Genomic DNA, 22,487 nt, shown 5'->3' with positions numbered 1-22,487 from the left:
CTCATGTGGAGCGTGTCAATCAGTCCTGCCAATACTTGCATGCAAGCATGCGTGGTGACAAACTTTTGGCACTGTAATCATCATATGAACAGCTGTATGGTAACACCTCCCGAAAAGGTGCGTCAAACAAGAAAATGAGCCATGGAGGCCGCCCCACCTGATGCGGGCTCTCAATGGCTCATATTGATGTATGGATGTGCGGACTTTCAATGGTTCATTGCCAGGACTGCCTCAGGCTCAGGACTGAACTCCTTCATACTCGTAGTCGGCGTCCTCGATGGCCTGTTTCATCGCCGCCTCATCCGGCTTTGACGTGTAGGTCACAATGGCTTTTCCCGTCCTGTGATCTGCCTTGACGCTGACGATGCCATCAACCGACTTCAAGGCATTCGTGACATGCCGCTCACAGTTCTCGCACATCATTCCCCCGACCAGGACGGTCTCCGTCTCCGTTCTGCCCGCTGCCTGACGGCCGTCTGGGCTTGCTTCCGCCATGCTCGCATCCGAAGCATCGGTCTTTGTTTCCGTCCTGACCGGAACCGGGCAGGCTTCCGGATTTCCATTGACTGCATTGACGGCTGTAATGACCGTCTCTGCCTTCTCCATCTCCGGGAGCGCTTTCTTATTCATCGGGCGGTCGTGAGAGGCATCATGCACCTTCGCGAGGTTCAGCCGGAGCGCATTCATGCAGACGGTGAAACTTGAGAGTGCCATCGCTGCGGCTCCCCACATTGGGTTCAGGTGGATACCCGGATAGAGGCCGGCTGCCATCGGAATCAGGAGTGCGTTGTAGGCAAACGCCCAGAACAGGTTCTCATGAATGTTGCGGATGGTTGCACGGCTCAGTCTGACTGCACCTGAGACATCTGTCAGCTTTGAGTTCATCAAAACGACATCCGCGCTGTCGATGGCGACATCCGTTCCGGCCCCGATTGCAATGCCGATGTCCGCTCTGGTCAGCGCCGGAGCATCGTTGATGCCGTCTCCGACCATGGCAACCTTGCCGCGTTTCTGAAGCTTTCGAATGACAGCCTCCTTGCCGTCAGGGAGCACGCCGGCGATGATCCGGTTCACTCCGGCCTGCCTGCCGATGGCACGGGCCGTCCGCTCATTGTCCCCGGTCAGCATGACCGTCTCAATTCCCATCTTCTGAAGCTCCCGGATGGCCTGTGCAGAGTCCGGCTTGATGACATCCGCCACCGCGATGATGCCCGCAAGCCTGCCGTCCTGCTCGAAAAACAGAGGCGTTCTTCCCTGCTCCGCAAGTGCATCCGCCTTCTTCTGAAGATCTCCCGGGATCGCGGCAATGCTGCCGATGTAGCTGCCTGAGCCTCCGTGAACGCTGGTATTTCCGATGGATGCGGTCAGTCCATTTCCGGAGAGTGCCTTAAAGTCATGAACCTTCTCCGGCTGAAGATGACGCTTCTCCGCCTCCGCGACGACCGCCCTTGCAAGCGGGTGCTCGCTCTGCATCTCCAGCGCATAGGCCAGGCTCAGCAGATCATCCTCTGTCCTTCCTGCCGCAGGAAGCACATCGGTCACCTCCGGCTTCCCCGCCGTGATGGTTCCCGTCTTGTCCAGCGCAACAATCTGAATCCTTCCGGTATTCTCCAGTGCCTCGCTCGTCTTGAACAGGATTCCATTCTTGGCTCCCATCCCGTTTCCGACCATGATGGCAACCGGTGTCGCCAGGCCCAGCGCACACGGGCAGGAGATGACAAGCACGGTGATGGCGTGTTCCAGCGAAACGGCGAGCGGATGTCCTGTCAGAAGCCAGCCGGCCAGAACCACAGCCGCGATCACGATGACCGCCGGCACGAAGATGCCGGAGACCTTGTCTGCGATCTTGGCAATCGGTGCCTTGGTTGCAGCTGCGTCCGAGACCATCTGTACGATCTGTGAAAACGTCGTATCCTCGCCGACCCGGGTTGCCCTTGCGCGGATGAATCCGCTCTGGTTGATGGTCGCCGCGCTGACAGCATCCCCGGATGTCTTATCGACCGGAATCGATTCCCCCGTCAGAGCAGATTCATCGACAGCAGTCGATCCTTCCACGATCACACCGTCGACCGGGATGGCTTCGCCCGGTTTCACGACAAAGATGTCTCCGCTCTGAACCTCGTCAATTCCGACCATCACCGTCTGACCGTTCCGCTCGACACTGGCTGTCTTCGGTGCCATTTTCATCAGATTCTTTAGTGCATCGGTCGTTCTGCCCTTCGACAGTGACTCCAGTGTCTTTCCGACAGTGATCAGCGCCGGGATCATCGCCGCGCTCTCAAAGTAGAGCTGATTGTGATACAGCGGCATCAGATCCATGCTGGCAGTTCCGTGCGTAACCAGGACCGTCATCCTGTAAAAGATGTAGACAGACCAGCCGAAGGACACGCTCGAGCCGAGTGCCACAAGTGCATCCATGTTCGGCGCACCGTGAAACAGAGACTTGAAGCCGGAGGTGAAGAAGTCCTTGTTAATGATCATCACGGCTGCCGCCAGGAGCATCTGCGTCAGTGCCAGTCCCAGATGATTGTGCGAGAGGAATGATGGGAGCGGCCATCCCCACATATTGTGGCCCATGGTGATGTACATCAGAACAGCGAGGAAGAAGACGGAATACTCCAGCCGTCTGACCAGCTTCGGCGTCGTGTGATCCTTCAGGGCTTCCTCCTCCGCCCTGAGTCTGGCGCTTGCGCTTCTTTCGCTGCTCTTTGCGCTTTCCTCCCTGAGGCTGGCCCCGTAGCCGGCCTTCTCAACCGCCGCGATGACAGCGGCGCTGTCCGCCGTTCCCTCGACGCCCATTGAATTGGTCAGAAGCGAGACCGAGACTGCCTTCACACCCGGCACCTTCGAAACCGCCTTTTCGACATGAGCCTGGCAGGACGCGCAGCTCATTCCTGTTACTGTATACTGTGTCATAGAAGATCCTTTCTGTCCGCGGAGTCTGCCTCCGCCGCCCTCCGGCAGAGATGCCTGATTCCCGGCAGGCTGCAAACGACATCTGCATCTGCCTCCCGTATTGTATACCCCTCTTGGGTATCCGCTGACAACAGCATATTATACCCTTAGGGGGTATGTGTCAAGAAGAAAAAAACCAGCCACCGGGACACCCTGTCCCGGCAGCCGGCAGACTGCAGCCGATACGCTCAAGCCTTCAGATCTTCCAAAAGGACGGCGGCATTGCTGAGTGCACCCTCCTTCGCCGCATACAGAAGGGTGACATTCCCATCCTGTAGCTTTTCTGCTACCAGACTTCTGAACGCCTCCATGTCCGGATTGCCTTTCAGCTCCTCCCGGTACCTTCCGGCAAACTCCTCGAACCGCTCCGGCACATGCCCGTACCAGGCCCGGAGTTCCTTTGTCGGCGCAATGCTCTTCTCCCAGAGGTCCAGCTTTGCCTTTTCCTTGCTGATCCCTCTCGGCCAGAGGCGGTCAACCAGGATCCGATAGCCGTCCTGCTCCTCCGGCGCCTCATAGACTCTCTTTATCTGAAGCATGCCCATCGCCCTTTCCTCCTGTCTTTCCGTTGGAGAACCTGCCATACCGTCCCTCGGTCTCCTGTGTGATATATGACCCGGCTGTGTTTTTGTTATGGCTGACCCGGCTGCGTCCTTGCGGCCTTCAGCGCCTCCGCCTTCATCGAAGCGGCTTCCATGCTGCGAAACTGACGGAACGCCTCCGTCATATCCTGGATGATCTCCGCCGCGCCAAGGTAGGTTCCTTCCTTGTCGCGGACCGCCAGGTAGGTCACCTTCACCGGCCGGTCCGGGTTCGGGATCCAGCGTGTGAAGGAGTCCCTCGCACCGCTCCTGAAATCATCCGTCAGGTTTTTCACGACCGCGCGGATCGGCACCGGGTGGCACTGATAAGTCGACTGTCCCAGTGTCGAAAGCGGGCGTGAAAAAACCTTGTCTCCATTTTTATAGAAACGGTTGATCATCTGGTCGTCGATGAAGGTGATGTCCAGCGGCAGAATCTTCATCAGACCGCGCAGCTGCGCAATCGTCATCTCGCCGGCAGGGCTCTCAGATCCATTTCCATCGAAATGAACGACCGCCTGCTCAAAATCAGCGCCGGATGCCGGCGTTTTCATGTCCTCCGCCTCCGCCGCGCTTTTCTCCGCCTGCATCCGTTCCATGAGCACCTGCTCCCCGTGCGCCCATTTCGGGATCTCCGTGATGAAGACCGGTCCCATCTCGGGAAGATCGCGGTAGACATCCACCCACTCATCATCCGTCAGGTTTTGCATCGCAATCGGCAGAAGGATGTTCTCGTCCTTGTAGATCATCTCGCGCATGCGCTTGATCACCGCAAGAATCGGTTCTTTCAGCTCCTCCGCACTCGTTCTCTGAAGGCCGCGGGCGAGCCTGCCCACCTCCGCCTTGATCTCATCGTCGACGCCCCACATCACCTCGCTCGGGCCGGTGATGCCGTAGCGCTCCAGCGGGGCCATGATCAGCTCTTCCTTCTTCCCGTACAAGGCGCGGATCTTCTTCAGGCGGACCATTGCCAGCTGAACCTTGTCATCGTGTCCGCCATTCTCAAGCGCCATCTGCAGATTGTTCAGAATGAGCTCAAGTGCACTGTTCTCGCGGATAAAGTAATCGACCGGGTGGCCTTCCGGAAGCTGAAGAAGATCCTGCTTTTTCATCCGCTTCTGCTCGCGGATGACCTCGCCTTCCGTCTTGCCGTGGAAAAGCGCCGAGTGCAGGTCGCAGAGCTTCGTAATCTTTCTGGGATCTGCTCCGTCTTTAATCAGCTCCTGCTCCGCCGCCATGATGTCCTTCACCGGAACATCCTTGAACTCCTTCACAAAGTCCTCTCTCACAGAAGCCAGGTCTTCCCCTGCTCCCAGTCTCTGAAGCATCGCCTTCAGCTGCTGTACATTTCCAAGCTCTGCCATCTCCTGATCCTCCTGACTTCTTTCTGGTATGATGTATCATGTTCTTATAACGCCATTATACGTTGCTATAAAAATGTATCTGTTGCTATAACAACGCTTTTCCTTCCGATCGTTCATTCGTTCATTTTTTCATTGCCTCTATTTTACTCCTTTCCGATGGTACAAGGCAGGCATTTGGTCCCTTGCCTGAATACACAGGATGACTTATGATGACAGTATCATACTTCTCTGCAGTACTGGAAGGGGATAAGGATGAAAATCTGGATTACCAGGCACGGACAGACAAAACTGAACAAAGCGCATCTGATGCAGGGCCACACGGATGAACCGCTCAACGAGACCGGCTTCAGCCAGGCGAAAGCGGCAAGGAAGATGATCGGGGATGTCACCTTTGACGCGGTCTACGCCAGTCCGCTCAGGCGCGCGATCGACACGGCTGTCATCATCGGGAATGTCCCGCAGAAAGATGTCATCATCGATCCCAGGCTGATTGAGGTGGACTTCGGAAAGTACGAGCTTCGCCCATATCTTCATCTCGGGCTTCCGATGTTCCTGTTCTGGGCGATGCCGGCCATCTTCCCGGCTCCGAAAACCGTGGAGCCCATCTCATCCCTGGTCCGCCGCACGCATGCCTGCCTGAGCGACATTGTGAAAGAGGGCCAGGCGCATCACTGCGAGAACATCCTGATCGCCTGCCACGGCGGGACGATGCGTGCACTCTCCGGCTGCATGCTTGACAAGAAGAGCGGCTACATGTGGCGGCCGCGGGCACACAACTGCGAAATCCGTGTGTTTGATGCAGACCCGGGGCAGCACAGACTGCTTCAGGATTATAAGCTCTGAGCATGATACACCTATACAGAAATCAGACATCAGATATCACCTATCGCCCGGAGCGAAGGAGGCTGCCCCTCACCCAAAAACCGCAGGCCTCGACATCCGGAGATCCCCCCCGTGCGAAGGGAACTGCTGCAGTGAAAAGCAGCGGAAAGGACAAATATGAGCAAATATCTCGAGAGGGCAAAGGCCCTGAGAAATGATCCGAACGTTCACTACAACTGCGCGCAGGCTGTGCTGATGGCCTTCTGCGAGGAGAAGGGACTCAGCAGCCAGATGGCAGCTGACCTGACCGCCAACTTCGGCTCCGGCATGAGAATCGGCGGCGTCTGCGGTGCCATGTCAGGCGGCCTGCTTGTCCTGGGTCTGTACGGTGTCAGTGACACGGGGACGGTCATGTCCTACTGGAAGCAGTTTCAGCAGAGCCACGACGGCATGACGCAGTGCCGCGATCTGCTCCGTGTGAACGCGGAAAAAGGGGCTCCGAAAAAGCAGCACTGCGACAATATGGTCTACGAGGCTGTCCGCATCACGGAAAACCTACTCCGCGACGCCGGTAAAATAGCCTGAGAATCCCTGGTGCCGTTCATGAATTAAAAGCCAAGGTTAACGGCTGCAAATTTACAAGATTCCTCCCACCGCCCATAGGCAGTGGATTTCCGCCTCGCGCTCATTTCCGCAAGTCTGTTTCGACGGTTCAAAAGGACTGCTCCGGGCGTTCGACGGTCAGCCTCAGAAGATCCCTGAACGGAACCTTCCGGCCGTCCGCCAGCACCAGGTATCTCAGCTCCAGATTGACAGCCCGGAGGGTGCCGGGGATCTCCTCGATCCTGCCGCCCTCCTTTTTCTCATCCTGCACGAAAACCGTCATCCGGATCTCTGGATGTGTGACGGAAGGCTGCGCCGTTTCCGCTGCCAGTTTTGCAACCATCTCATTCAGCTTTTTCTGTTCTTCTTCCGAAAGCACCGGCCGCTCATCCGTGAGCCGCCGCTCCTCGGCAAGCGCGTCCTTGTAGTCTCTCAGCGGTTCAAATGAACCAAACTGAGCGGCTCTGGCCGCCCGGGACATCTGCGGATGCCGGACAGACACATGATGCGGCAGATTGATGATATCGCTGTAGTCCGGCTGGATCTCTCCCGCTGCCCGGTTTTCCCTGTTTCTGATCTGCCCGCTCACGCCTGTTCTCCTCCCGTCTGCCCGCTCATGCCTGTTCTCCTCCCGTCTGCCTGCTCCGTCTGCCCGCCCCTGTCAGCGTCTGGCCGGCGCTTGTCCTGCCTGTTCCTGATGTTCGCCCCTCTTCCGCTCCATCGGTCCGCTTCTTCTATCGCCAGACCGGCAGGGACCTTTCCTTATTCCTGATGTCCGCCGATTTGCTCGTTCCGCCTGCGTCCGGTTGCCCCTTCCTCAAAACTCGTCCCGCGGACAACCGCGTTCTTCCCGAAGCGGTTCTTGATCGCAAGCACCGCCTCCTGCATCTTTCTCTCCCGTTCTCTCTTTTCCTGTTCCTGTTTTCTCTGTTTTTCGAGAAGGCCGTAATCTGTAAACAGATCCAGCTGTTCGTACATCTCCTCTTTTTTCACAGCCGATTCCGGGACGGTATGACTGGCCGAGAGATTGAATCTTCGTATCATCAGTCTGCGGTCTGTGATCCGGTCGTAGAGGCGGACCGCCGCCTGGATGATCTCCTCCGTGGAGGCCGTCTGTGCTGTGAGATTTTCCGATCCATGCGCCGGCCTGGGCACCTTTCTGCCATACCGGTCAAGCGTCACCTTTCCCCGAAGATAAACGCGAAGATCCGGGTTTTCAACGTTATCAATGTCATATCCCACATCCAGCACCAGCTGATCGGTGACAAGGCGCCTCGAGAACAGCTCCAGCGACAGCTTCTCCGCCATTTCCCTGATGATGACCCTTCCATGATCATAATCGTACGGCTCCAGCAGTACCTGTCCGGACGAAATGCTGCGGTTCTCCGGCTTGTACGCCCTTATATCCGCGAGGGTACAGGGCTCCCAGCCCCAGGCATGGTCAATCAGAAGCTCCGCGCTGACGCCAAAGAGGTCATAGAGAAGATCTTCGTTATAGTACTCGTCCGGTTTTCCGAGCGAGCACCTGGCGATGTCTCCCATCGTAAAAAGCCCGGCCTGCTGAAGTTTCCGTTCTGTCGCCCGTCCGACCCGCCAGAAGTCGGTCAGCGGCCGGTGGCTCCAGAGCTGCTGTCGGTATGTCTGTGTGTCCAGCTCCGCGATCCGCACACCATCCCTGTCCGCCGGGATATGCTTGGCCACGATATCCATTGCGACCTTGCAGAGATACAGGTTCGGGCCGATGCCCGCCGTCGCCGTGATGCCGGTCTCGTGCAGGACATCCGCAATCAGCTTCCTGGCAAATTCGTGTGCGGTCAGTCCATATGTATTCAGATAGGGTGCCGCATCAATGAAGACCTCATCGATTGAATAGACATGCATATCCTCGGGCGCCACGTATTTCAGATAGATCCCGTAGATCTTTGCGCTCGTCTCCATGTAGAGCCGCATCCTGGGCGGTGCCGCGATATAGTCCAGCTCCAGAGCGGGATCCCTTTTCAGCGCCTCGTCATCGACGGATGTTCCTGAAAATGTCCGTCCGGGCGCCCTGCTCTTCCGCTCCCTGTTGACTGCGGAGACAGCCGAGACCACCTGAAACAGCCTCGCCCGCCCCGGTATCCCGTAGCGTTTCAGCGACGGAGAGACCGCGAGGCAGATCGTCTTCTCTGTCTTGGAGACATCCGCCACAACCAGATTGGTCGTCAGCGGGTTCAGCCCCCTGGCTGCGCACTCACAGGAGGCAAAGAACGACTTCAGGTCAATTGCGATGTAGACTTGCTCCATATGTCCCTCTTGTCTGCACACAGCGCCTCTGACCGGAACCCGGTCCCCGGACACGGCAGGGCATCCGCTGCCGCTCTGATTCTCTCAGTTCAGCACCTTCAGCGGCTTCCACCTCAGGCAGTCGCCGGAAGCGAGGCTGTACAGAATCCCCTTCTTTCTGCCGCGGATGCTGTCGTGGAAGCGCTCCTCGCCGTGGCAGTGCGCATAGATCACCTGCTCGACGTGGTACTGCTCCGCCATCTTTGTAAAGATGCTTTCCCTCTCCATCAGACTGGTCGGCGGATAGTGGAGCAGCATGATGAACCTGTGGTGTCCGTCCCTGACTGCTGCGTCAAACGACTTCTGAAGGCGCTGCGCCTCCCGCTCCACCAGTGCCTGCGCATGGGCGTACGCATCCTCATCGTACCCCACGATCTGCCCGCCGGGGGACATGTAGAACGGGCCCTCGAAGCAGCAGCCCTTGGTTCCGACCAGCGCGTAGTCTTTGTAGAGAAAGTAGTTGTTCTGCAGGAAATAAAGCCTTCCCTCATACATCCGGTTCAGCTGTTCCGTCTTCCTGACATCCCAGAAATGGTCATGATTCCCTCTCAGCAGGATCTTTCGTCCGGGCAGCGACTCAATATACGCCAGGTCCTTCTGGCAGGATGGCAGCTTGTTTCCCCAGCTGTGGTCCCCCAGCAGGAGGAGGGTATCTGCATCCGTCACCATGGCCCGGCAGTTTTCCAGAAACCGTTCCTCATGTCCCTGCCAGAGCGCACTCTCCCGCTGCGCCACCGACTTGATTTTTGACTGATAGGAGAGATGAAGATCTCCCAGCGCATACAGTGCCATTGATACCTCCCAGCCCCTGACGGCTGCTTTCTCATGTTTCTCCCAGGATCAGCCGGATGAGATGCTTGTCGAGCAGGATGGCGCGGTGGTACGGATTCAAAGCCAGCCCCTCCACCTCATCGCTCTGAAGCGCCATCCTCAGCACCTGTCCAATGTCAGACAGAAAGGTTGACATCACCGGCTGAGCGCCTTTCATCTCCTCCTCAAAGCTGGTATAGGCCTCCAGCCACCGCTTTCCCTCATGCTCCAGAATGCGCAGCTCCAGCTTCTGCGTCTTCTCCGGCGACACAGCCACGACAAATTGTCCGCCCTGCTTCATTCTCCGGCGGATTGTGGACAGCGTCACCGCCAGCATTTCCGGGGACGGCTCTCTCTGGAGCATTCCGATGTGCTCCTCGATTTTTTCGTTTCCCTCAAGTCCCTGATCCGTCATACGCTCTCCCATTCTGTATTCTGCGGTATTTTCTTCTGTCTCTTGTTTTGACTCAGTATACCATGAAACTCCGGACGCTGCCAAAATGCCGCCCCGTCCCATGGACAAAAGCCCCCCGCATGCCCTACAATCATGGAAATGGACGGTTGGGAATCTTTCCGACTGCGAAAGGATTTCGTGAGGTGTCGATTCATGCAGGTTACACATATTTTTCACAGCGGTTTTTTCGTTGAAACGGCGCAGGCGGACTTTCTGTTTGACTGGTGGAAAGGAACGCTTCCCGCGCGCACAGACCAGAGAAAGCCTTTTTATGTGTTCGTCAGCCATTCACACGGCGATCACTACAATCCGGACATCTTCGGTCTGGGCGCAGATGCCTATCTCCTCTCCTGGGACATGAAGCCTCTGATTGATGAACGCTTCCCGGGCCTGAAGGACAGCCGCAGACTCTTCTTTCTCCGTCCGCACCAGTCACTCGTATCCGATGCTTCCGCGTCATCTGAAGCCAGCCAGGCATCCATCCTTCAGAATGCTCCCGGTCCGAGCCAGGGTTCTGCTGCACCGTCCACGCTGCTTTCAGTCTATACGCTGGCTTCCAACGATCTCGGTGTCGCCTTCGTGGTCCGGACGCCGGAAGGCAGTCTCTACCATGCAGGCGACCTGAACAACTGGTGGTGGGACGGCGACGCGGATGACCAGCGTCTGGCTCATTTCTATCACGATGAGCTCTCGCGGATTGAAGGCATGCATTTTTCTGCCGCCATGATCCCCTATGACCTGAGACTGAAGGAGCCGGGGTATGGTATCCGGGATTTTCTCCGGTACTGCAGCACTGACGCCATCTACCCGATGCACGAGAATGCTGACATTGCATCCGCAAAGCATGCTTTCGCCAATGATCCCATTATGAAAGGAGTACGAAATGTTTACTTTTAATCATTTCAACTTTAACGTGAAAAACCTGGAAGAGAGTCTGAAGTTTTACCATGACGCCCTCGGGCTTGAGGAGATTTCCAGAAATGACCAGCCGGACTTCACAATCGTCTATCTCGGCGATGGCAGAACCGGATTCCGGCTGGAACTGACCTATATGAAAGACCGCACAAAGCCGTACGACCTGGGCGAGCAGGAATACCACCTTGCCCTGACCGCCGACAACTTCGAAAAGGCGCATGCTTTTCACAAGAAGAATGGCTGGATCTGCTTTGAGAACACCGCGATGGGCATCTACTTCCTGGAGGACCCGGACGGATACTGGATCGAGATCGTCCCGGACGGCGAGTACATGGCCGCCCGGACGAAGAGATGAAAACTGAGTCTTCTGGCGGATGCGGACGGCCGGGCTCATGGAGAGGCGCTCAGCCCCCTGCCGCAAGGTCTGCCGCCATATCGGCGTACTGCCGGGTGTACAGCTCGTAGTAGTAGCCGTGCCTGTGCATCAGCTCGTGGTGCGTCCCCTGCTCCACAATCTTCCCGTCTTTTACAGCAAGGATCACATCCGCCCCGACAATCGTGGACAGCCGGTGTGCCACAACAAAGCTTGTGCGCCCGGCGATGACCGTTCTGATCGCATCCTGAATCTTATGTTCGGTCATAAGATCAATCGAGGAGGTTGCCTCATCCAGCACAAGAATCTTCGGATCTGCCAGCAGCGCCCTCGCAAATGAAAGCAGCTGTTTTTCTCCTGTCGAAAGGAGGTCGCCGCCTTCTCCGACCTCCGAGTCGAGGCCCTTTTCCATCTTGCGGACGACATCGTCCGCCGACACCAGCTTCAACGCTTTCCAGATTTCATCATCCCCCGCATCCGGATTCCCGTACCGGAGATTGTCACGGACCGTGCCGGAAAACAGATGCGGCGTCTGCAGCACGTATCCGATGCTGCTGTGCAGCCACAGAAGCGAGCGCTCCCTGGCGTCTCGCCCGTCAATCAGCACCCTTCCACGCGTCGGCTCGTAGAACCGGCAGACGAGATTGACCAGTGTCGACTTGCCCGCCCCTGTCTCACCGACGATGGCGACATTCGTCCCCTGCGGCACCTTTAGACAGAAGTCTTTCAGAACATACTCCTCCCCATCCGGGTACCGGAAGTCCACATGGTCAAACTCGATATCCCCATGAAGCGGCTCCCAGTTTTCCTTTTTCGGATGAAAGATGCCGCCGTACCTTGCAAGAACCTCCGGACTGTCCGCTACATCCGGCTTTTCCTCCATCAGCCTGGAGAACCGCTCGATGTTGACCTGAATTCCGATCAGGTGGCTGATGGTGACAACGATCTGCTGAATCGGTTCGATCATCGAGAGCGCATAGCTCATGAAGACAGACAGCGTCCCGATCCGGATGACTCCATCCATCGTGATCTGGCCGCCCTTCCAGAGAACCAGCGCCAGCGCTGTCGATCCCATCAGCGTCACGAGTGATATGAACATCGCACTGAAATGTCCGGCTCCGACAGACACGCGGCGCATCTCCTCGGAATCCTGCTCGAAATCCTCCTGCATCCGCTTCTCAACCACGAGCGTCTTGATGCTCCGCGCCCCTGTAATCCCCTCGTTGAAGTTCCCGGTGATGCGCGAATTCAGCTCCCGGATCTTCCGGTTCAGAACAATCAGTTTCTTCTGGAAGAGCCAGATCAGAAAGAAATCAATCGGAACCAGAATCAGCAGCCAGAGAAACAGCCGCCGGTTGATGACGAGCATCAGGATCATCATAAAGATCAGGTAGGACCCATTCCACACCAGGTCCATCAGCCTCCAGGCCGTCATTTCCCCGATCTTGCCCGTATCGCTCATCACGCGCGCGTGGATATACCCGACATTGTTCTGGTTGAAGTAAGAGAAGGACAGCTCCTGCAGGTGCTTAAATGAAGCATCGCGCAGATCCTTGTCCACAGACATTTCCACCTTCCCGCTGAAATAGGTGCTGGTGAAGTTCGTGACCACCTGAACCATCAGGACCAGGACATAGAGCAGAACAAACTGCAGCATCGTGTCCGTCGTCTTTCCCGCTACAAAATGATCCAGCGCATACCGATTAAACAGCGGGTAGACGGCATCGATCATCGAGACGAAGGCGCCGCACAGCACCATAGTCAGGATCGTGCGTCTGTATGCCCGCACATAGGGACGGATTTTCAAAAATCCGAAGAGCGGATAGCGAACCCTGTTGTCTTCCTTCATCTGCGCGCCTCCTCTCCATTCTTTTCCGTCCGCGCCTTTCCACTAACTGTCTCCCGCCCCTGCGGATCCTGCCGGCTGCCGGACTGCTGTCCTTCCGGCTGACATTCCTCAGGGTCATTCTCCTGCGGATCCTGCCGGTTGCCGGACTGCTGTCCTTCCGGCTGCCGTTCCTCAGGGCCATTTTCCTGCATCTCCTCGGCGCCCTGCATCTGAAGCTGATAGATTCTCCTGTAGATCGGGTTCATTTCCAGTAGCTCACCATGCGTTCCCTGCGCGGCCACTCTTCCCTTATCCAGGACAAGGATGCTGTCCGCATGCATCAGTGTGCTGATTCTGTGGGAGATCAGGATCACCGTGCTGCCGGCCGTCCGCTTTTTCAGCGCCTCCCGGATCTTCGCGTCCGTCTCGGCGTCGACGGCGGACAGAGAGTCATCAAAGATCATGATCTCCGGCTGCCGGATCAGCATCTGCGCAATCGCCGTGCGCTGCTTCTGTCCGCCGGAGAGTGTCACCCCCCGCTCGCCGACGTACGTGTCGTATCCTTTCGTGAAATGCTCAATCGTGTCGTCCAGACTCGCGGTCCGCGCCGCCCGGCGCACCTCGTCCAGCACCACACGCTTCTGTGTGATGGCGATGTTCTCTGACAGAGTCCTTGAGAACAGATAGGGCTCCTGCAGAACCATCCCGACATGCTGTCTGAGATAGGCTGTCTGAATGTTCGAGATATCTGTATCCCCGATCAGGATCCTCCCGTCTCCCTCCGGCAGGTCATAAAGCCTGTCCAGAAGATGCATCAGTGTCGACTTCCCGCTGCCGGTTCCACCAAGGATTCCGAAAACACTTCCGCCCCTGATCCGGAACGATACATCCCGCAGCACCTCTCCCTGCCCGTTGTCATATGCATAGCTCACATGTTCAAACACAATGTCGCGGTTCATCGGCGGGCAGTCAGCCCCCGGCGCATCCTGCTCCACTTCGGCATTCATAATATATCGAAGTCTATCGATTGATATGCCCGTCTTGGACAGCTCGGCGATGGTTCGGCCAAGGGCACGGATCGGCCAGTTCAGCAGCTCATTGTAAGAGATGAACGCGATCAGCTCCCCTGCCGTGATGCGGCCTGACGCAGCCAGGTACGACCCGTAGACCAGAATGACCAGCGTCTGAAGGTAGGAAACCAGGTCCCCGCTCGTCCAGAACATGGACAGCACCTTCATCAGATGAACCCAGTATCCGGTGTAGATCCGATTCTGTTCCTCGAAGCGGCGGCGCTCATAGAGCTCCCGTCCGAATGCTCTCACCACGCGGACGCCTGTCAGGTTCTCCTGCGCAATCGTGGACAGCTTTCCCTCCTCCTCGTCGGCCTTCTCAAAAGCCGCACCGATCCGGCTGTGAAAGAACAGGCTGTAGAGAACAATCACCGGGATGAAGACGGCTGCCGCCGCAGCAAGCCTGACATGAATCCGGAACATGAAAAACAGCGACAGCCCCATCAGAATCAGGGTGCGCAGCAGCGCCGACAGCTGGTCTGACAGAAAGGTTTTGACTGTGTCAACATCGCTCGTGCAGCGCTGAATAATATCGCCGGTCGCATTCTCGCTGTGCCAGGCATAGGGCAGGTGCAGAATGTGTCCGAACAGATCATCCCGCATCGTCTTGACCAGTTTTTCCGCCCCCTTCGTGTTAAAATACTCAAAGAAATAGCGGAATACCGCCCGCACCGCGGCGACGCCTGCCACCAGAACCGCAATCAGCCACAGATGGCTTCTGATCCCATCAATTCCGCCGGCCGCCTTCACAAAGGCGGACAGCCAGGATGGAACGGAGGCGCTTCCCGTATCGATCACGGAGTCCACTGTAAAACCGATAATCTTCGGGTTTGCCAGATCAAGCAGAGACACTACGCAGGCGCTGACAATCGCGGCTGCAAACCATCGCTTTGATCCCCGCAGGAAATGAAGCACCATGCTCCACCTCGTCGGGTATTGCATGGTGCACCTGTCCTGATGTCTTGTTTGTATTGACTGTTTCTCTTTATCCATAAACAGGTCTTTTTTCTATTACGCTCTTCAATATGATGACCGTGTCAAAAATCCTTCTCACGCCCCGACCGATTTCAGAAGCTCCCTCAGGTGCGCATGGCAGGTTTCCAGATCCCTCTTTCCTTCCTCATCAAGCGTCAGCTCAATCACGCGGAGGATTCCATCGCTCCCGATGATACAAGGCATGCTCATCGCAATATCATCGATGCCGTACTGCCCGCGCAGAACGGTCGAGACAGGGACGACGCAATGCTCATTTCGGACGATTGCCCCGATCAGACGGCAGGCTGCCAGGGACACCCCGGCACTGGTATAGCCCTTCAGCTGAACAATCTCCGGACCGATCATCTTTGTTTCGTTCAGAAGCTTCTCCTTGTCGATGGGAACAGCCGGATGGAACTTCTCCTCGATCTCCTGAAAAGGCACTCCCACGATGTTGACCGTGTTCCACGGAATGAATGACGTCTCCCCGTGCTCGCCCAGAACGAACCCGGTCACATTCTTGGCATCGACGCTGCACAGATCTCCCAGCATCTTGTTGAAGCGGGCCGTATCCAGAAGTGTCCCCGTTCCGAAGATCCGGTCCACCGGATAGTTGTATTTCTTCTGGAAGTAATACGTCAGAATATCGAGCGGATTCGATATAATGATCAGGATGGCTTCCCGCGTGTACCGGGTAATGTTCGCCATGACCCCATTCATCACCTCGATGTTCCGTTTCAGCAGAATGCTCCTGTCGTATTCACCCTTGACGATACTTGGCCCCGCTGTCACCACGATGATCTGCGCATCCGCACAGTCCGGATAATCGCCGACCCGGATGCTTGTATTGGTGCTGTACTCGAATGCGGTCGTATGGCTGGCATCCAGCACTGCCCCCAGTGCCTTGTCCCGGTTCCGGTTGATCACCACGATCTCATCGATGATGCTCATCCTCAGAACCGAATCCAGAACCGCATTCCCAACCTTTCCTGCTCCGATGATCACGAGCTTGCCAGACTTCACAGACATCGCCACTCCTCCTCTTCAGACAAACAGATTACGTCCTCTCAGGCGGTATTATAGAACGGATTCGTGAAACAATCACCCTGCAAACACTGTTCCGTCGAAAAGTGTCTCCAGTTCAAATCCGTTCACCTGCTGCGGCCAGTCTGAGAAGTCGCCGCTCACTCGCGCAATTTCATCCCCTTCTGCTTCAGGCTTCAAATCCACCGTCCCTGCGCCATCTGTCCGCAGAATCGTGAACACAGTGCCCTCCGGGTAGGAAACCTCTCCTGTCTGCTCTCCGTTTTCCGAGACGGTCTCAAATTCGGCCGCCTGTTTCAATGTCAGCCGGATACGATCCGCGTCTGCCTGATAGTATAGATCACTGCTGACCGGATATCCCGCTCCTGCTGTATAGGCTTTGTAGGCCTGGTAGGTGCTCATGTCATCCATCCGGGTCGATAGCAGCATGCTGCCCGGATCGGTCAGTGCATTCGTCTCATCCCTGTATGCGCGCTCATAGCTGCCGCTTTGACCAACCTCCGCCGTCTCATTCCTGTCATCCATTTCGATCAATCTCACGCCGAGGTTGTACGGATCCGGACGCCCTTCGGCTGCAGGAGGCGGCGTCAGCTCAACCGGTGCCCCATTTCCAATCGAGAAAACCTTCAGAATCTGGTAATCATTGTCCGACCTGCAGAATACGTAAATCTGATAGCTGGCGTTCGACCTGATGAGGTATAGCTCCGTGCTGTAATATGGAAAGTCTGAAAGCGTCAGCGCCTGATCGTTCACACTGACGGTAAGATTCCTGTACGCCCCTGTCTCGTCCATATCGCCGCCGACTGCGATGCGGTCAACTGCCCCGTCCCCTGTGACATCCGCCCAGATACCCGTATCCCGGTCAAATGGAACAACGAATGTCTCCGGGATCTGGCTGTATCTTGGGTGAAACAGACCCGGATCCTCCTCGAAGGAAAGCTGAATCTCCTGCTGCCCCTCTGCATAGCTTCCCAGCGTGTAGGGTGGAAAAACAAGATTCACGCCAATCGAGGTCAGATACCAGTGAAACAGACCCGGCTGATCCTGTCCGGCATCCCTCTGCTTCATGGAAGAAGCCAGCTTTTCCTTCTCCGGCGGACTGCTCAGTGCCGGATACTCCTGGGAGAGCTTCTGCACAACACGTGCTGCCGCCGCATCGCAGTCCCGCACAACGTCTGAGAAAGCCAGAAGCTGTCCGCTCCCGCTGTCATAGGTTACTCCGCCTTTCCCGTAGTAGCCGTGAACGCCTCCTTGATAATCTGATTCATTTTCGACGATACTGAACGCTGTATGATCTGCCCTTGCAATCCGTGTCTCACATATCTGTGAGCAGGAAATATCCATATTGCCGCTCTGGTGAATTGCTTTTGCCGACTCTGCCAGTGTCTTCAGCGCCTCAAGGTAAGATGCCTCCTTTTCGCTGTTATACCTGGAAAGTGCGCTGCTCAGTGCAGAAAAACGTGTCTCCTCCTGCGGAATATGAATCTCCGGGTATGTAATCTGGGCCAGAAGCTCCTCCCCGCTCTGCTGCCCGCTGGCATATCTGAAGTGACTTCGGATTGTCGGATGGAACCGCAGGTCAGGCTCCTCCCCCGCTTCTGTCTCAAGATCTGTCTCCGTGTCCGTCTCAAGTTCCGTCTCAGCGCCCGCCTGCGTGTCCCTTTCCGCACCGCAGGCTGTCAGCCCTGCAGGCGCCAGGATGCCTGCTGCCGGTCCCATCCCGAAGCTCCAGAACATCAGTCCTGCACAAAGGGCTTCCGCAATCAGGCGGCATGCACGTTTTCTGTCTGTCATCTTCCTTCTCTCCTTTCTTCGATCGGCCGTTCTTGCGTTCTTCGTGCTTGGATCTCCGCCCTTACCGGATCACTTCCGAGGGCGTATAGATGCAGTCCGGTTTTTTATCATGTTCTCCAGCCGGCACCCTGTCCAGGATCTGGAAGTCGAAGGCCGCCGCCGCCGTCTGAAGAAGCGGGTGAAGCTCCAGGTACCGGTCGTAGAATCCGCCGCCGTATCCGATCCGGTGGCGCTGTCTGTCAAAGGCAACCCCAGGTACGATCATGAGAGTGGCGTCATCCGGATCCGGTACGCTCCTGGCCCCTTCTACTTCCGAAGGCTCCAGGATTCCCATCACACCGGGCCTTACCTGTCCGAAACTCCGGATTTCGTAAAAGCGGAGCTGTCTTTTTTCCAGGTCGGTCTTCGGTACTGCGACCTTTTTTCCATCTTCCCAGGCCCGCTGGATCAGTGTCCTGGTTTCTACCTCTCCGGGAAGGCTCATGTAAATGTATACAGCACTGCAGCTTCTGTACACACCGCTCTCCAGGACCCTCTTCCAGATCTCCAGACTCCGCTGCCCGATCTCTTCCCGGGTCATCTGCGCGCGAAGCCTGCGGATCTTCGCCCGGATGGCCTTCTTCTCCTCATCCATCTCCACTCACGCCCCTGATCTTGCCTGACGCAGGTCTTATTGGCTGCGCAATCCGGTCACAGCCCTGCTGTACCAGCTTACACTTCGAAGGTTCTCCGGATCCGCTCCATCGTCTCCTCGAGGGTCGCGCGCTGGCACGCTGTGTTGATCCGCTGAAAGCCTCTTCCGGCGCTCCCGAAAATCTTTCCGGAATCCAGCCACAGCTTTGCCTCGTAGATGATCTTCTGGTCAATCTCCCCGGACGACAGCCCTGTCCCGCGAAAATCCAGCCACAGCAGGTAGGTTCCCTCAAGATGGACCACCTTGATCTTTTTAAAATGCTCCTGTGCGTAGCGATACACATAATCAATGTTTCCCTTTACATAGGAAAGCATCGCCTGATACCACTCTTCCCCGTGCTCATATGCCGCCTGGCAGGCCGTCAGACCAAAGGCTGACAGCTGGCTCATTCCTGCTGCACTGACCTCCCTCAGAAAGCGCTTCCGCAGCTGGACGTCCGGAATAAAGATGTTCGACAGCAGCATCGTTGCGAGATTGAAGGTCTTGCTGGGCGCCGTGCAGACGACCGAGATCTGCTCGAACTCGGGGCTCAGCGTCGCAAAGACATGGTGCTCCCCCTCAAAAACGAAGTCGTTGTGGATCTCGTCACTGACGACAATCACGTTGTGACGGACGCAGATCTCCCCGATCCTCATCAGCTCATCGCGCGTCCAGACTCTTCCGACCGGATTGTGCGGACTGCACATCAGGAACAGTCCGATGTCATTCTCCTCAATCTTGCGCTCGAAATCATCAAAATCGATGTGGTAGCGGTTGTCCTCCCCCAGGTAGAGATCGCTGCTGACCACATTTCTCCCATTCTCCAGAATCACCTCACTGAACGGATAGTAGACGGGCTGCTGAATAAGGACGTTGTCTCCTTCCCTTGTGTAGGCTCTGACCGCCATCGCCAGGGCGAACACAACACCCGGCGTCTTGATCAGGCACTCCGGCCGAACCTTCCATCCGTGATGGCGCTCCATCCAGCCGGCAACTGCCTGAAAATAAGCTTCTCCGGACTCGGTGTATCCGAACACACCGTTCTTCGCGCGCTCCACCAGCGCATCCTCCACATAGGACGAGGTCCGAAAATCCATGTCCGCGACCCAGAGCGGGAGCACGTCCTCCGGCAGCCCCCTGCGCTTTGCGAAGTCATATTTCAGGCAGTCTGTGTTTCTGCGGTCAACGTATGTGTCAAAATCAAGATTTCTTTCTGCCATGATTCATCCTCCATCTGCTTCTGATGTGCAGCCATCCTTCTGTTATTTCATCATAACATGGATGCTCTCCCCAATGCGCGAAGAAATTGACACAGATAATCCGGCCTTGTGCAGAATGTCCCCGCTTTCATTGCGTAGCGTACTACATTTTGGAGCATCTCACAATTACACTTCTGAAAAATGAGGCATATAATAGGTTCGTTTTTTATTGTAGCGTGCTACATATATGGGACGATCTGCAGCCGATGCTGACTGTATATTGCTGCAGATTCCATCTCAGAAAGGAGGACTTTGTGGTGTGTGCGATGATATCGGCCATTTGATAAAAATTGCAGGCGAACGGCTGAAAAACCAGGCGGACACCCGCCTGAAGGAATCCGGACTGACCATGAGCCAGTTCCAGACCATGTTTTTCATCCATACGCACGGCGGGGCCGTGACACAGAAGGAAATCGAGACGCATCTCCAGGTTTCGCACCCGACGGTCGTCGGCATCATCTCCCGCATGGAGAAAAAAGGATTTCTGACGGTGGAGGTCAACCCGGACGACCACCGCGGACGAATCGTCCGGACAACGGAAAAGTCCGACCGGTTCCGGGACGAGTCCATCCGACAGAAACGGCAGGCCGAGCAGGAGCTTGTGCGCGGATTTACACCCGAGGAGGCTGTCGAGCTCAGGCGCCTTCTGCACAAGCTGCTGGATAATGTATCCGGGAACAGCCCCTGCGCGCAGCCTTCAGAACCCATCCGTCCCAATCAGACTCAGAAGGAGGAACAGCTTTGATCAAGACACTGGCAAAAAGCCTTCGGGAATACAAACGGGAATCCATCCTCTCCCCGCTGCTGGTCTCGGGCGAGGTCATCATAGAAGTCATCATCCCGTTCCTGATGGCAAAGCTCATCGACCACATGGGAGAACGGTCCATCCAGCCAGTCGTGTACTACGGTATATGGCTGCTGGTCATTTCATTTATCTCCCTGTTCTTCGGAGCAGCAGCCGCAGCAGAGTCTTCAAAGGCTTCCTGCGGGCTGGCGAAGAACCTGCGGCAGGACATCTTTGACCGCGTACAGACCTATTCCTTTCACGACATCGATCACTTCTCGGAGGCCTCCCTGGTCACCCGCATGACGACCGATGTCACGAACGTCCAGAACGCCTTCGCGATGCTGGTGCGCGGTGCTTTCCGTGCGCCGCTGATGATCATTTTCTCAGTTGTGATGGCCGTCTCCATCAACGGAAAGATGTCGATGATCTTTCTGGTCATGATTCCGATTCTGGGGATCATCATCTTCGGCATCGCGATCAAGACGCATCCGATCTTCGTCCGCATCTTCAAGCGGTACGATGCGATGAACAACGGCGTGCAGGAAAACATCCAGGGAATGCGCGTGGTCAAGTCCTTCGTGCGGGAAGACTATGAGAAGAAGAAGTTTCACAGGGAATCTGAGGAGGTCCGGCGCGACTTCACCCATGTCGAGAAAATCCTCGCCTTCAACACACCTTCCATGCAGGCCTGTGTGTTTGCCTCCATCACCCTGATCAGCTATATCGGTGCCCGGCTGATCATTTCCACGAAAGGCTCCGAACTGACCACAGGCGAACTCTCGTCCCTGATTAACTACGGCGTGCAGATTCTGCTTGCTATTATGATGCTGTCCTTCATCTTCGTGCTGTGTATGATCGCCGAGGAATCGGCGGAACGTATCGCGGAAGTTCTCTCCTACGACGCTACGATCACCTCACCCGAAAATGGACTGACACAGGTCGCCGACGGCCGCGTGGATTTTGACCATGTTTCCTTCAAATACTCAGACCGCAGCAAAAAATATGCGCTGTCCGATGTCAGTCTCCACATTCCGTCCGGATCCACGCTCGGCATCATCGGCGGAACCGGCTCATCAAAATCGTCCCTCGTACAGCTGATCTCCAGACTCTACGATGTGTCTGAGGGATCCGTCAGCGTCGGCGGCGAGGATGTCCGGAAGTACAACCTCACAGTCCTGCGCGATCAGGTTGCCTGCGTTCTGCAGAAAAACGTCCTGTTCTCGGGTACGATCAGCGAGAACCTTCGCTGGGGAGACCCGGATGCCACAGATGAGGAAATCCGCCATGCATGCGAGCTGGCACAGGCTGACAGCTTTATCCAGGAGTTTCCGGACAAATACCAGACGATAATCGCACAGGGCGGAACCAATGTGTCGGGCGGCCAGAAGCAGCGGCTCTGCATCGCCAGGGCGCTTCTGAAAAAGCCGAAGATCCTGATCCTCGACGACTCGACCTCCGCCGTCGATACGAAGACGGACGCACTGATCCGCAAGGCGTTCCGCGAGGAGATTCCGGATACCACGAAGATCATCATTGCGCAGCGCGTCTCCTCCGTCCAGGATGCGGACAACATTATTGTCATGGACGGCGGACGCATCGTTGAGCAGGGTACGCATGAGGAGCTGCTCGCAAAGCATGGCATCTACCGGGAGGTCTACGACTCCCAGACCCGCAGTGCCCAGCAGGACGAGACAGAAACGCAGACAGGGGCACAGAATCAGGAAGGGAGGAATGCGTAAGATGGCAGCAGCACAGAATCAAACAGCCGTTCAGACCCAGGCCGTTCAGGCAGCCACAGCGGCTCAGGCGAAGCCTGAAGCCCTGGCTTCGGATCCGCGCAGCGCAGACAAGGTCCGTT

The 22,487-nt window shown here is 56.4% G+C and carries 19 protein-coding genes; 6 read left to right on the top strand and 13 right to left on the bottom strand.

Annotated elements, in window-relative coordinates; genetic code table 11:
* Window positions 1-237 precede the first annotated feature (237 nt).
* The 3 genes from ACTQ1N_RS07415 to ACTQ1N_RS07405 all read right to left on the bottom strand — a co-directional run bounded on the left by ACTQ1N_RS07415 (window position 238) and on the right by ACTQ1N_RS07405 (window position 4,900).
* Entirely contained in the window at window positions 238-2,916 is a 2,679-nt protein-coding gene (locus tag ACTQ1N_RS07415; RefSeq protein ID WP_441956099.1) for a heavy metal translocating P-type ATPase, read from the bottom strand.
* A 227-nt stretch (window positions 2,917-3,143) separates the two neighbouring features.
* A complete protein-coding gene (locus tag ACTQ1N_RS07410) occupies window positions 3,144-3,539 on the bottom strand; it encodes a DUF488 domain-containing protein (RefSeq protein ID WP_330683452.1) in 396 nt (131 codons plus the stop codon).
* A 47-nt stretch (window positions 3,540-3,586) separates the two neighbouring features.
* A complete protein-coding gene (locus ACTQ1N_RS07405) occupies window positions 3,587-4,900 on the bottom strand; it encodes a DUF438 domain-containing protein (RefSeq protein ID WP_321059064.1) in 1,314 nt (437 codons plus the stop codon).
* Between the two features lie 252 nt (window positions 4,901-5,152).
* Here ACTQ1N_RS07405 and ACTQ1N_RS07400 point away from each other — a divergent pair, with 252 nt between their 5' ends.
* Window positions 5,153-5,743, top strand: coding sequence for a histidine phosphatase family protein (locus ACTQ1N_RS07400; RefSeq protein ID WP_441956096.1), 591 nt, complete (start codon window positions 5,153-5,155; stop codon window positions 5,741-5,743).
* Window positions 5,744-5,899: 156 nt separating this feature from the next.
* On the top strand, window positions 5,900-6,307 hold the full coding sequence (locus ACTQ1N_RS07395; protein WP_321048561.1) for a C-GCAxxG-C-C family protein: 408 nt from the start codon (window positions 5,900-5,902) through the stop codon (window positions 6,305-6,307).
* A gap of 127 nt (window positions 6,308-6,434) precedes the next feature.
* Here the strand turns inward: ACTQ1N_RS07395 and ACTQ1N_RS07390 are convergent, their stop codons facing one another.
* The 4 genes from ACTQ1N_RS07390 to ACTQ1N_RS07375 all read right to left on the bottom strand — a co-directional run bounded on the left by ACTQ1N_RS07390 (window position 6,435) and on the right by ACTQ1N_RS07375 (window position 9,884).
* Window positions 6,435-6,914, bottom strand: coding sequence for a hypothetical protein (locus tag ACTQ1N_RS07390; RefSeq protein WP_441956094.1), 480 nt, complete (start codon window positions 6,912-6,914; stop codon window positions 6,435-6,437).
* 173 nt (window positions 6,915-7,087) lie between these two features.
* A complete protein-coding gene (locus ACTQ1N_RS07385) occupies window positions 7,088-8,608 on the bottom strand; it encodes a Y-family DNA polymerase (RefSeq protein WP_441956092.1) in 1,521 nt (506 codons plus the stop codon).
* Window positions 8,609-8,692: 84 nt separating this feature from the next.
* Window positions 8,693-9,439, bottom strand: a complete 747-nt coding sequence (locus tag ACTQ1N_RS07380; protein ID WP_441956090.1) for a metallophosphoesterase — start codon at window positions 9,437-9,439, stop codon at window positions 8,693-8,695.
* 31 nt (window positions 9,440-9,470) lie between these two features.
* Window positions 9,471-9,884: an SseB family protein gene (locus ACTQ1N_RS07375; protein WP_441956088.1), complete on the bottom strand. Its 414-nt coding sequence runs from the start codon at window positions 9,882-9,884 to the stop codon at window positions 9,471-9,473.
* 180 nt (window positions 9,885-10,064) lie between these two features.
* Here ACTQ1N_RS07375 and ACTQ1N_RS07370 point away from each other — a divergent pair, with 180 nt between their 5' ends.
* Entirely contained in the window at window positions 10,065-10,808 is a 744-nt protein-coding gene (locus ACTQ1N_RS07370; RefSeq protein ID WP_441956086.1) for an MBL fold metallo-hydrolase, read from the top strand.
* Window positions 10,795-11,181 (top strand): VOC family protein, encoded by a 387-nt coding sequence (locus tag ACTQ1N_RS07365; protein ID WP_441956084.1) that lies wholly within the window; start codon window positions 10,795-10,797, stop codon window positions 11,179-11,181. Before ACTQ1N_RS07370 ends, ACTQ1N_RS07365 begins: the two co-directional genes overlap by 14 nt.
* 49 nt (window positions 11,182-11,230) lie before the next feature.
* On the opposite strand, the gene ACTQ1N_RS07360 is transcribed toward ACTQ1N_RS07365, so the two are convergent.
* The 6 genes from ACTQ1N_RS07360 to ACTQ1N_RS07335 form a co-directional block, all read right to left on the bottom strand.
* A complete protein-coding gene (locus ACTQ1N_RS07360; RefSeq protein WP_441956082.1) occupies window positions 11,231-13,048 on the bottom strand; it encodes an ABC transporter ATP-binding protein in 1,818 nt (605 codons plus the stop codon).
* Window positions 13,045-15,039 carry an ABC transporter ATP-binding protein gene (locus tag ACTQ1N_RS07355; RefSeq protein WP_441956080.1) on the bottom strand — a complete coding sequence of 665 codons (1,995 nt, stop codon included), beginning with the start codon at window positions 15,037-15,039 and terminating at the stop codon, window positions 13,045-13,047. Before ACTQ1N_RS07355 ends, ACTQ1N_RS07360 begins: the two co-directional genes overlap by 4 nt.
* Before the next feature lie 108 nt (window positions 15,040-15,147).
* Window positions 15,148-16,101: a lactate/malate family dehydrogenase gene (locus ACTQ1N_RS07350; protein ID WP_441956078.1), complete on the bottom strand. Its 954-nt coding sequence runs from the start codon at window positions 16,099-16,101 to the stop codon at window positions 15,148-15,150.
* A 72-nt stretch (window positions 16,102-16,173) separates the two neighbouring features.
* A complete protein-coding gene (locus tag ACTQ1N_RS07345; RefSeq protein WP_441956076.1) occupies window positions 16,174-17,910 on the bottom strand; it encodes an RsiV family protein in 1,737 nt (578 codons plus the stop codon).
* Between the two features lie 61 nt (window positions 17,911-17,971).
* Entirely contained in the window at window positions 17,972-18,544 is a 573-nt protein-coding gene (locus ACTQ1N_RS07340) for a 5-formyltetrahydrofolate cyclo-ligase (RefSeq protein WP_441956074.1), read from the bottom strand.
* Window positions 18,545-18,621: 77 nt separating this feature from the next.
* On the bottom strand, window positions 18,622-19,803 hold the full coding sequence (locus ACTQ1N_RS07335) for a MalY/PatB family protein (protein WP_441956072.1): 1,182 nt from the start codon (window positions 19,801-19,803) through the stop codon (window positions 18,622-18,624).
* A gap of 298 nt (window positions 19,804-20,101) precedes the next feature.
* On the opposite strand from ACTQ1N_RS07335, the gene ACTQ1N_RS07330 reads away from it, so the two are divergent.
* Both ACTQ1N_RS07330 and ACTQ1N_RS07325 read left to right on the top strand, forming a co-directional pair.
* The gene (locus ACTQ1N_RS07330) at window positions 20,102-20,587 is read left to right on the top strand and encodes a MarR family winged helix-turn-helix transcriptional regulator (RefSeq protein WP_441956070.1); all 486 of its coding nucleotides are present in this window, start codon (window positions 20,102-20,104) and stop codon (window positions 20,585-20,587) included.
* Window positions 20,584-22,368, top strand: coding sequence for an ABC transporter ATP-binding protein (locus tag ACTQ1N_RS07325; protein WP_441956068.1), 1,785 nt, complete (start codon window positions 20,584-20,586; stop codon window positions 22,366-22,368). Before ACTQ1N_RS07330 ends, ACTQ1N_RS07325 begins: the two co-directional genes overlap by 4 nt.
* The last annotated feature ends 119 nt before the right edge of the window (window positions 22,369-22,487 follow it).

The sequence above is a fragment of the Porcincola sp. LCP21S3_C12 genome, from assembly GCF_052118625.1.
GTDB lineage: Bacteria > Bacillota > Clostridia > Lachnospirales > Lachnospiraceae > Porcincola.
This window is presented reverse-complemented; position numbering and strand designations above follow the sequence as displayed.

What these genes read in the sequence shown, in the direction of transcription:
- ACTQ1N_RS07415 (WP_441956099.1), bottom strand. Translation starts at nt 2,916, where the DNA reads ATGACACAGTATACAGTAACAGGAATGAGCTGCGCGTCCTGCCAGGCT.
- ACTQ1N_RS07410 (WP_330683452.1), bottom strand. Translation starts at nt 3,539, where the DNA reads ATGGCAGGTTCTCCAACGGAAAGACAGGAGGAAAGGGCGATGGGCATG.
- ACTQ1N_RS07405 (WP_321059064.1), bottom strand. Translation starts at nt 4,900, where the DNA reads ATGGCAGAGCTTGGAAATGTACAGCAGCTGAAGGCGATGCTTCAGAGA.
- ACTQ1N_RS07400 (WP_441956096.1), top strand. Translation starts at nt 5,153, where the DNA reads ATGAAAATCTGGATTACCAGGCACGGACAGACAAAACTGAACAAAGCG.
- ACTQ1N_RS07395 (WP_321048561.1), top strand. Translation starts at nt 5,900, where the DNA reads ATGAGCAAATATCTCGAGAGGGCAAAGGCCCTGAGAAATGATCCGAAC.
- ACTQ1N_RS07385 (WP_441956092.1), bottom strand. Translation starts at nt 8,608, where the DNA reads ATGGAGCAAGTCTACATCGCAATTGACCTGAAGTCGTTCTTTGCCTCC.
- ACTQ1N_RS07380 (WP_441956090.1), bottom strand. Translation starts at nt 9,439, where the DNA reads ATGGCACTGTATGCGCTGGGAGATCTTCATCTCTCCTATCAGTCAAAA.
- ACTQ1N_RS07375 (WP_441956088.1), bottom strand. Translation starts at nt 9,884, where the DNA reads ATGGGAGAGCGTATGACGGATCAGGGACTTGAGGGAAACGAAAAAATC.
- ACTQ1N_RS07370 (WP_441956086.1), top strand. Translation starts at nt 10,065, where the DNA reads ATGCAGGTTACACATATTTTTCACAGCGGTTTTTTCGTTGAAACGGCG.
- ACTQ1N_RS07365 (WP_441956084.1), top strand. Translation starts at nt 10,795, where the DNA reads ATGTTTACTTTTAATCATTTCAACTTTAACGTGAAAAACCTGGAAGAG.
- ACTQ1N_RS07360 (WP_441956082.1), bottom strand. Translation starts at nt 13,048, where the DNA reads ATGAAGGAAGACAACAGGGTTCGCTATCCGCTCTTCGGATTTTTGAAA.
- ACTQ1N_RS07355 (WP_441956080.1), bottom strand. Translation starts at nt 15,039, where the DNA reads ATGCAATACCCGACGAGGTGGAGCATGGTGCTTCATTTCCTGCGGGGA.
- ACTQ1N_RS07350 (WP_441956078.1), bottom strand. Translation starts at nt 16,101, where the DNA reads ATGTCTGTGAAGTCTGGCAAGCTCGTGATCATCGGAGCAGGAAAGGTT.
- ACTQ1N_RS07345 (WP_441956076.1), bottom strand. Translation starts at nt 17,910, where the DNA reads ATGACAGACAGAAAACGTGCATGCCGCCTGATTGCGGAAGCCCTTTGT.
- ACTQ1N_RS07340 (WP_441956074.1), bottom strand. Translation starts at nt 18,544, where the DNA reads ATGGATGAGGAGAAGAAGGCCATCCGGGCGAAGATCCGCAGGCTTCGC.
- ACTQ1N_RS07335 (WP_441956072.1), bottom strand. Translation starts at nt 19,803, where the DNA reads ATGGCAGAAAGAAATCTTGATTTTGACACATACGTTGACCGCAGAAAC.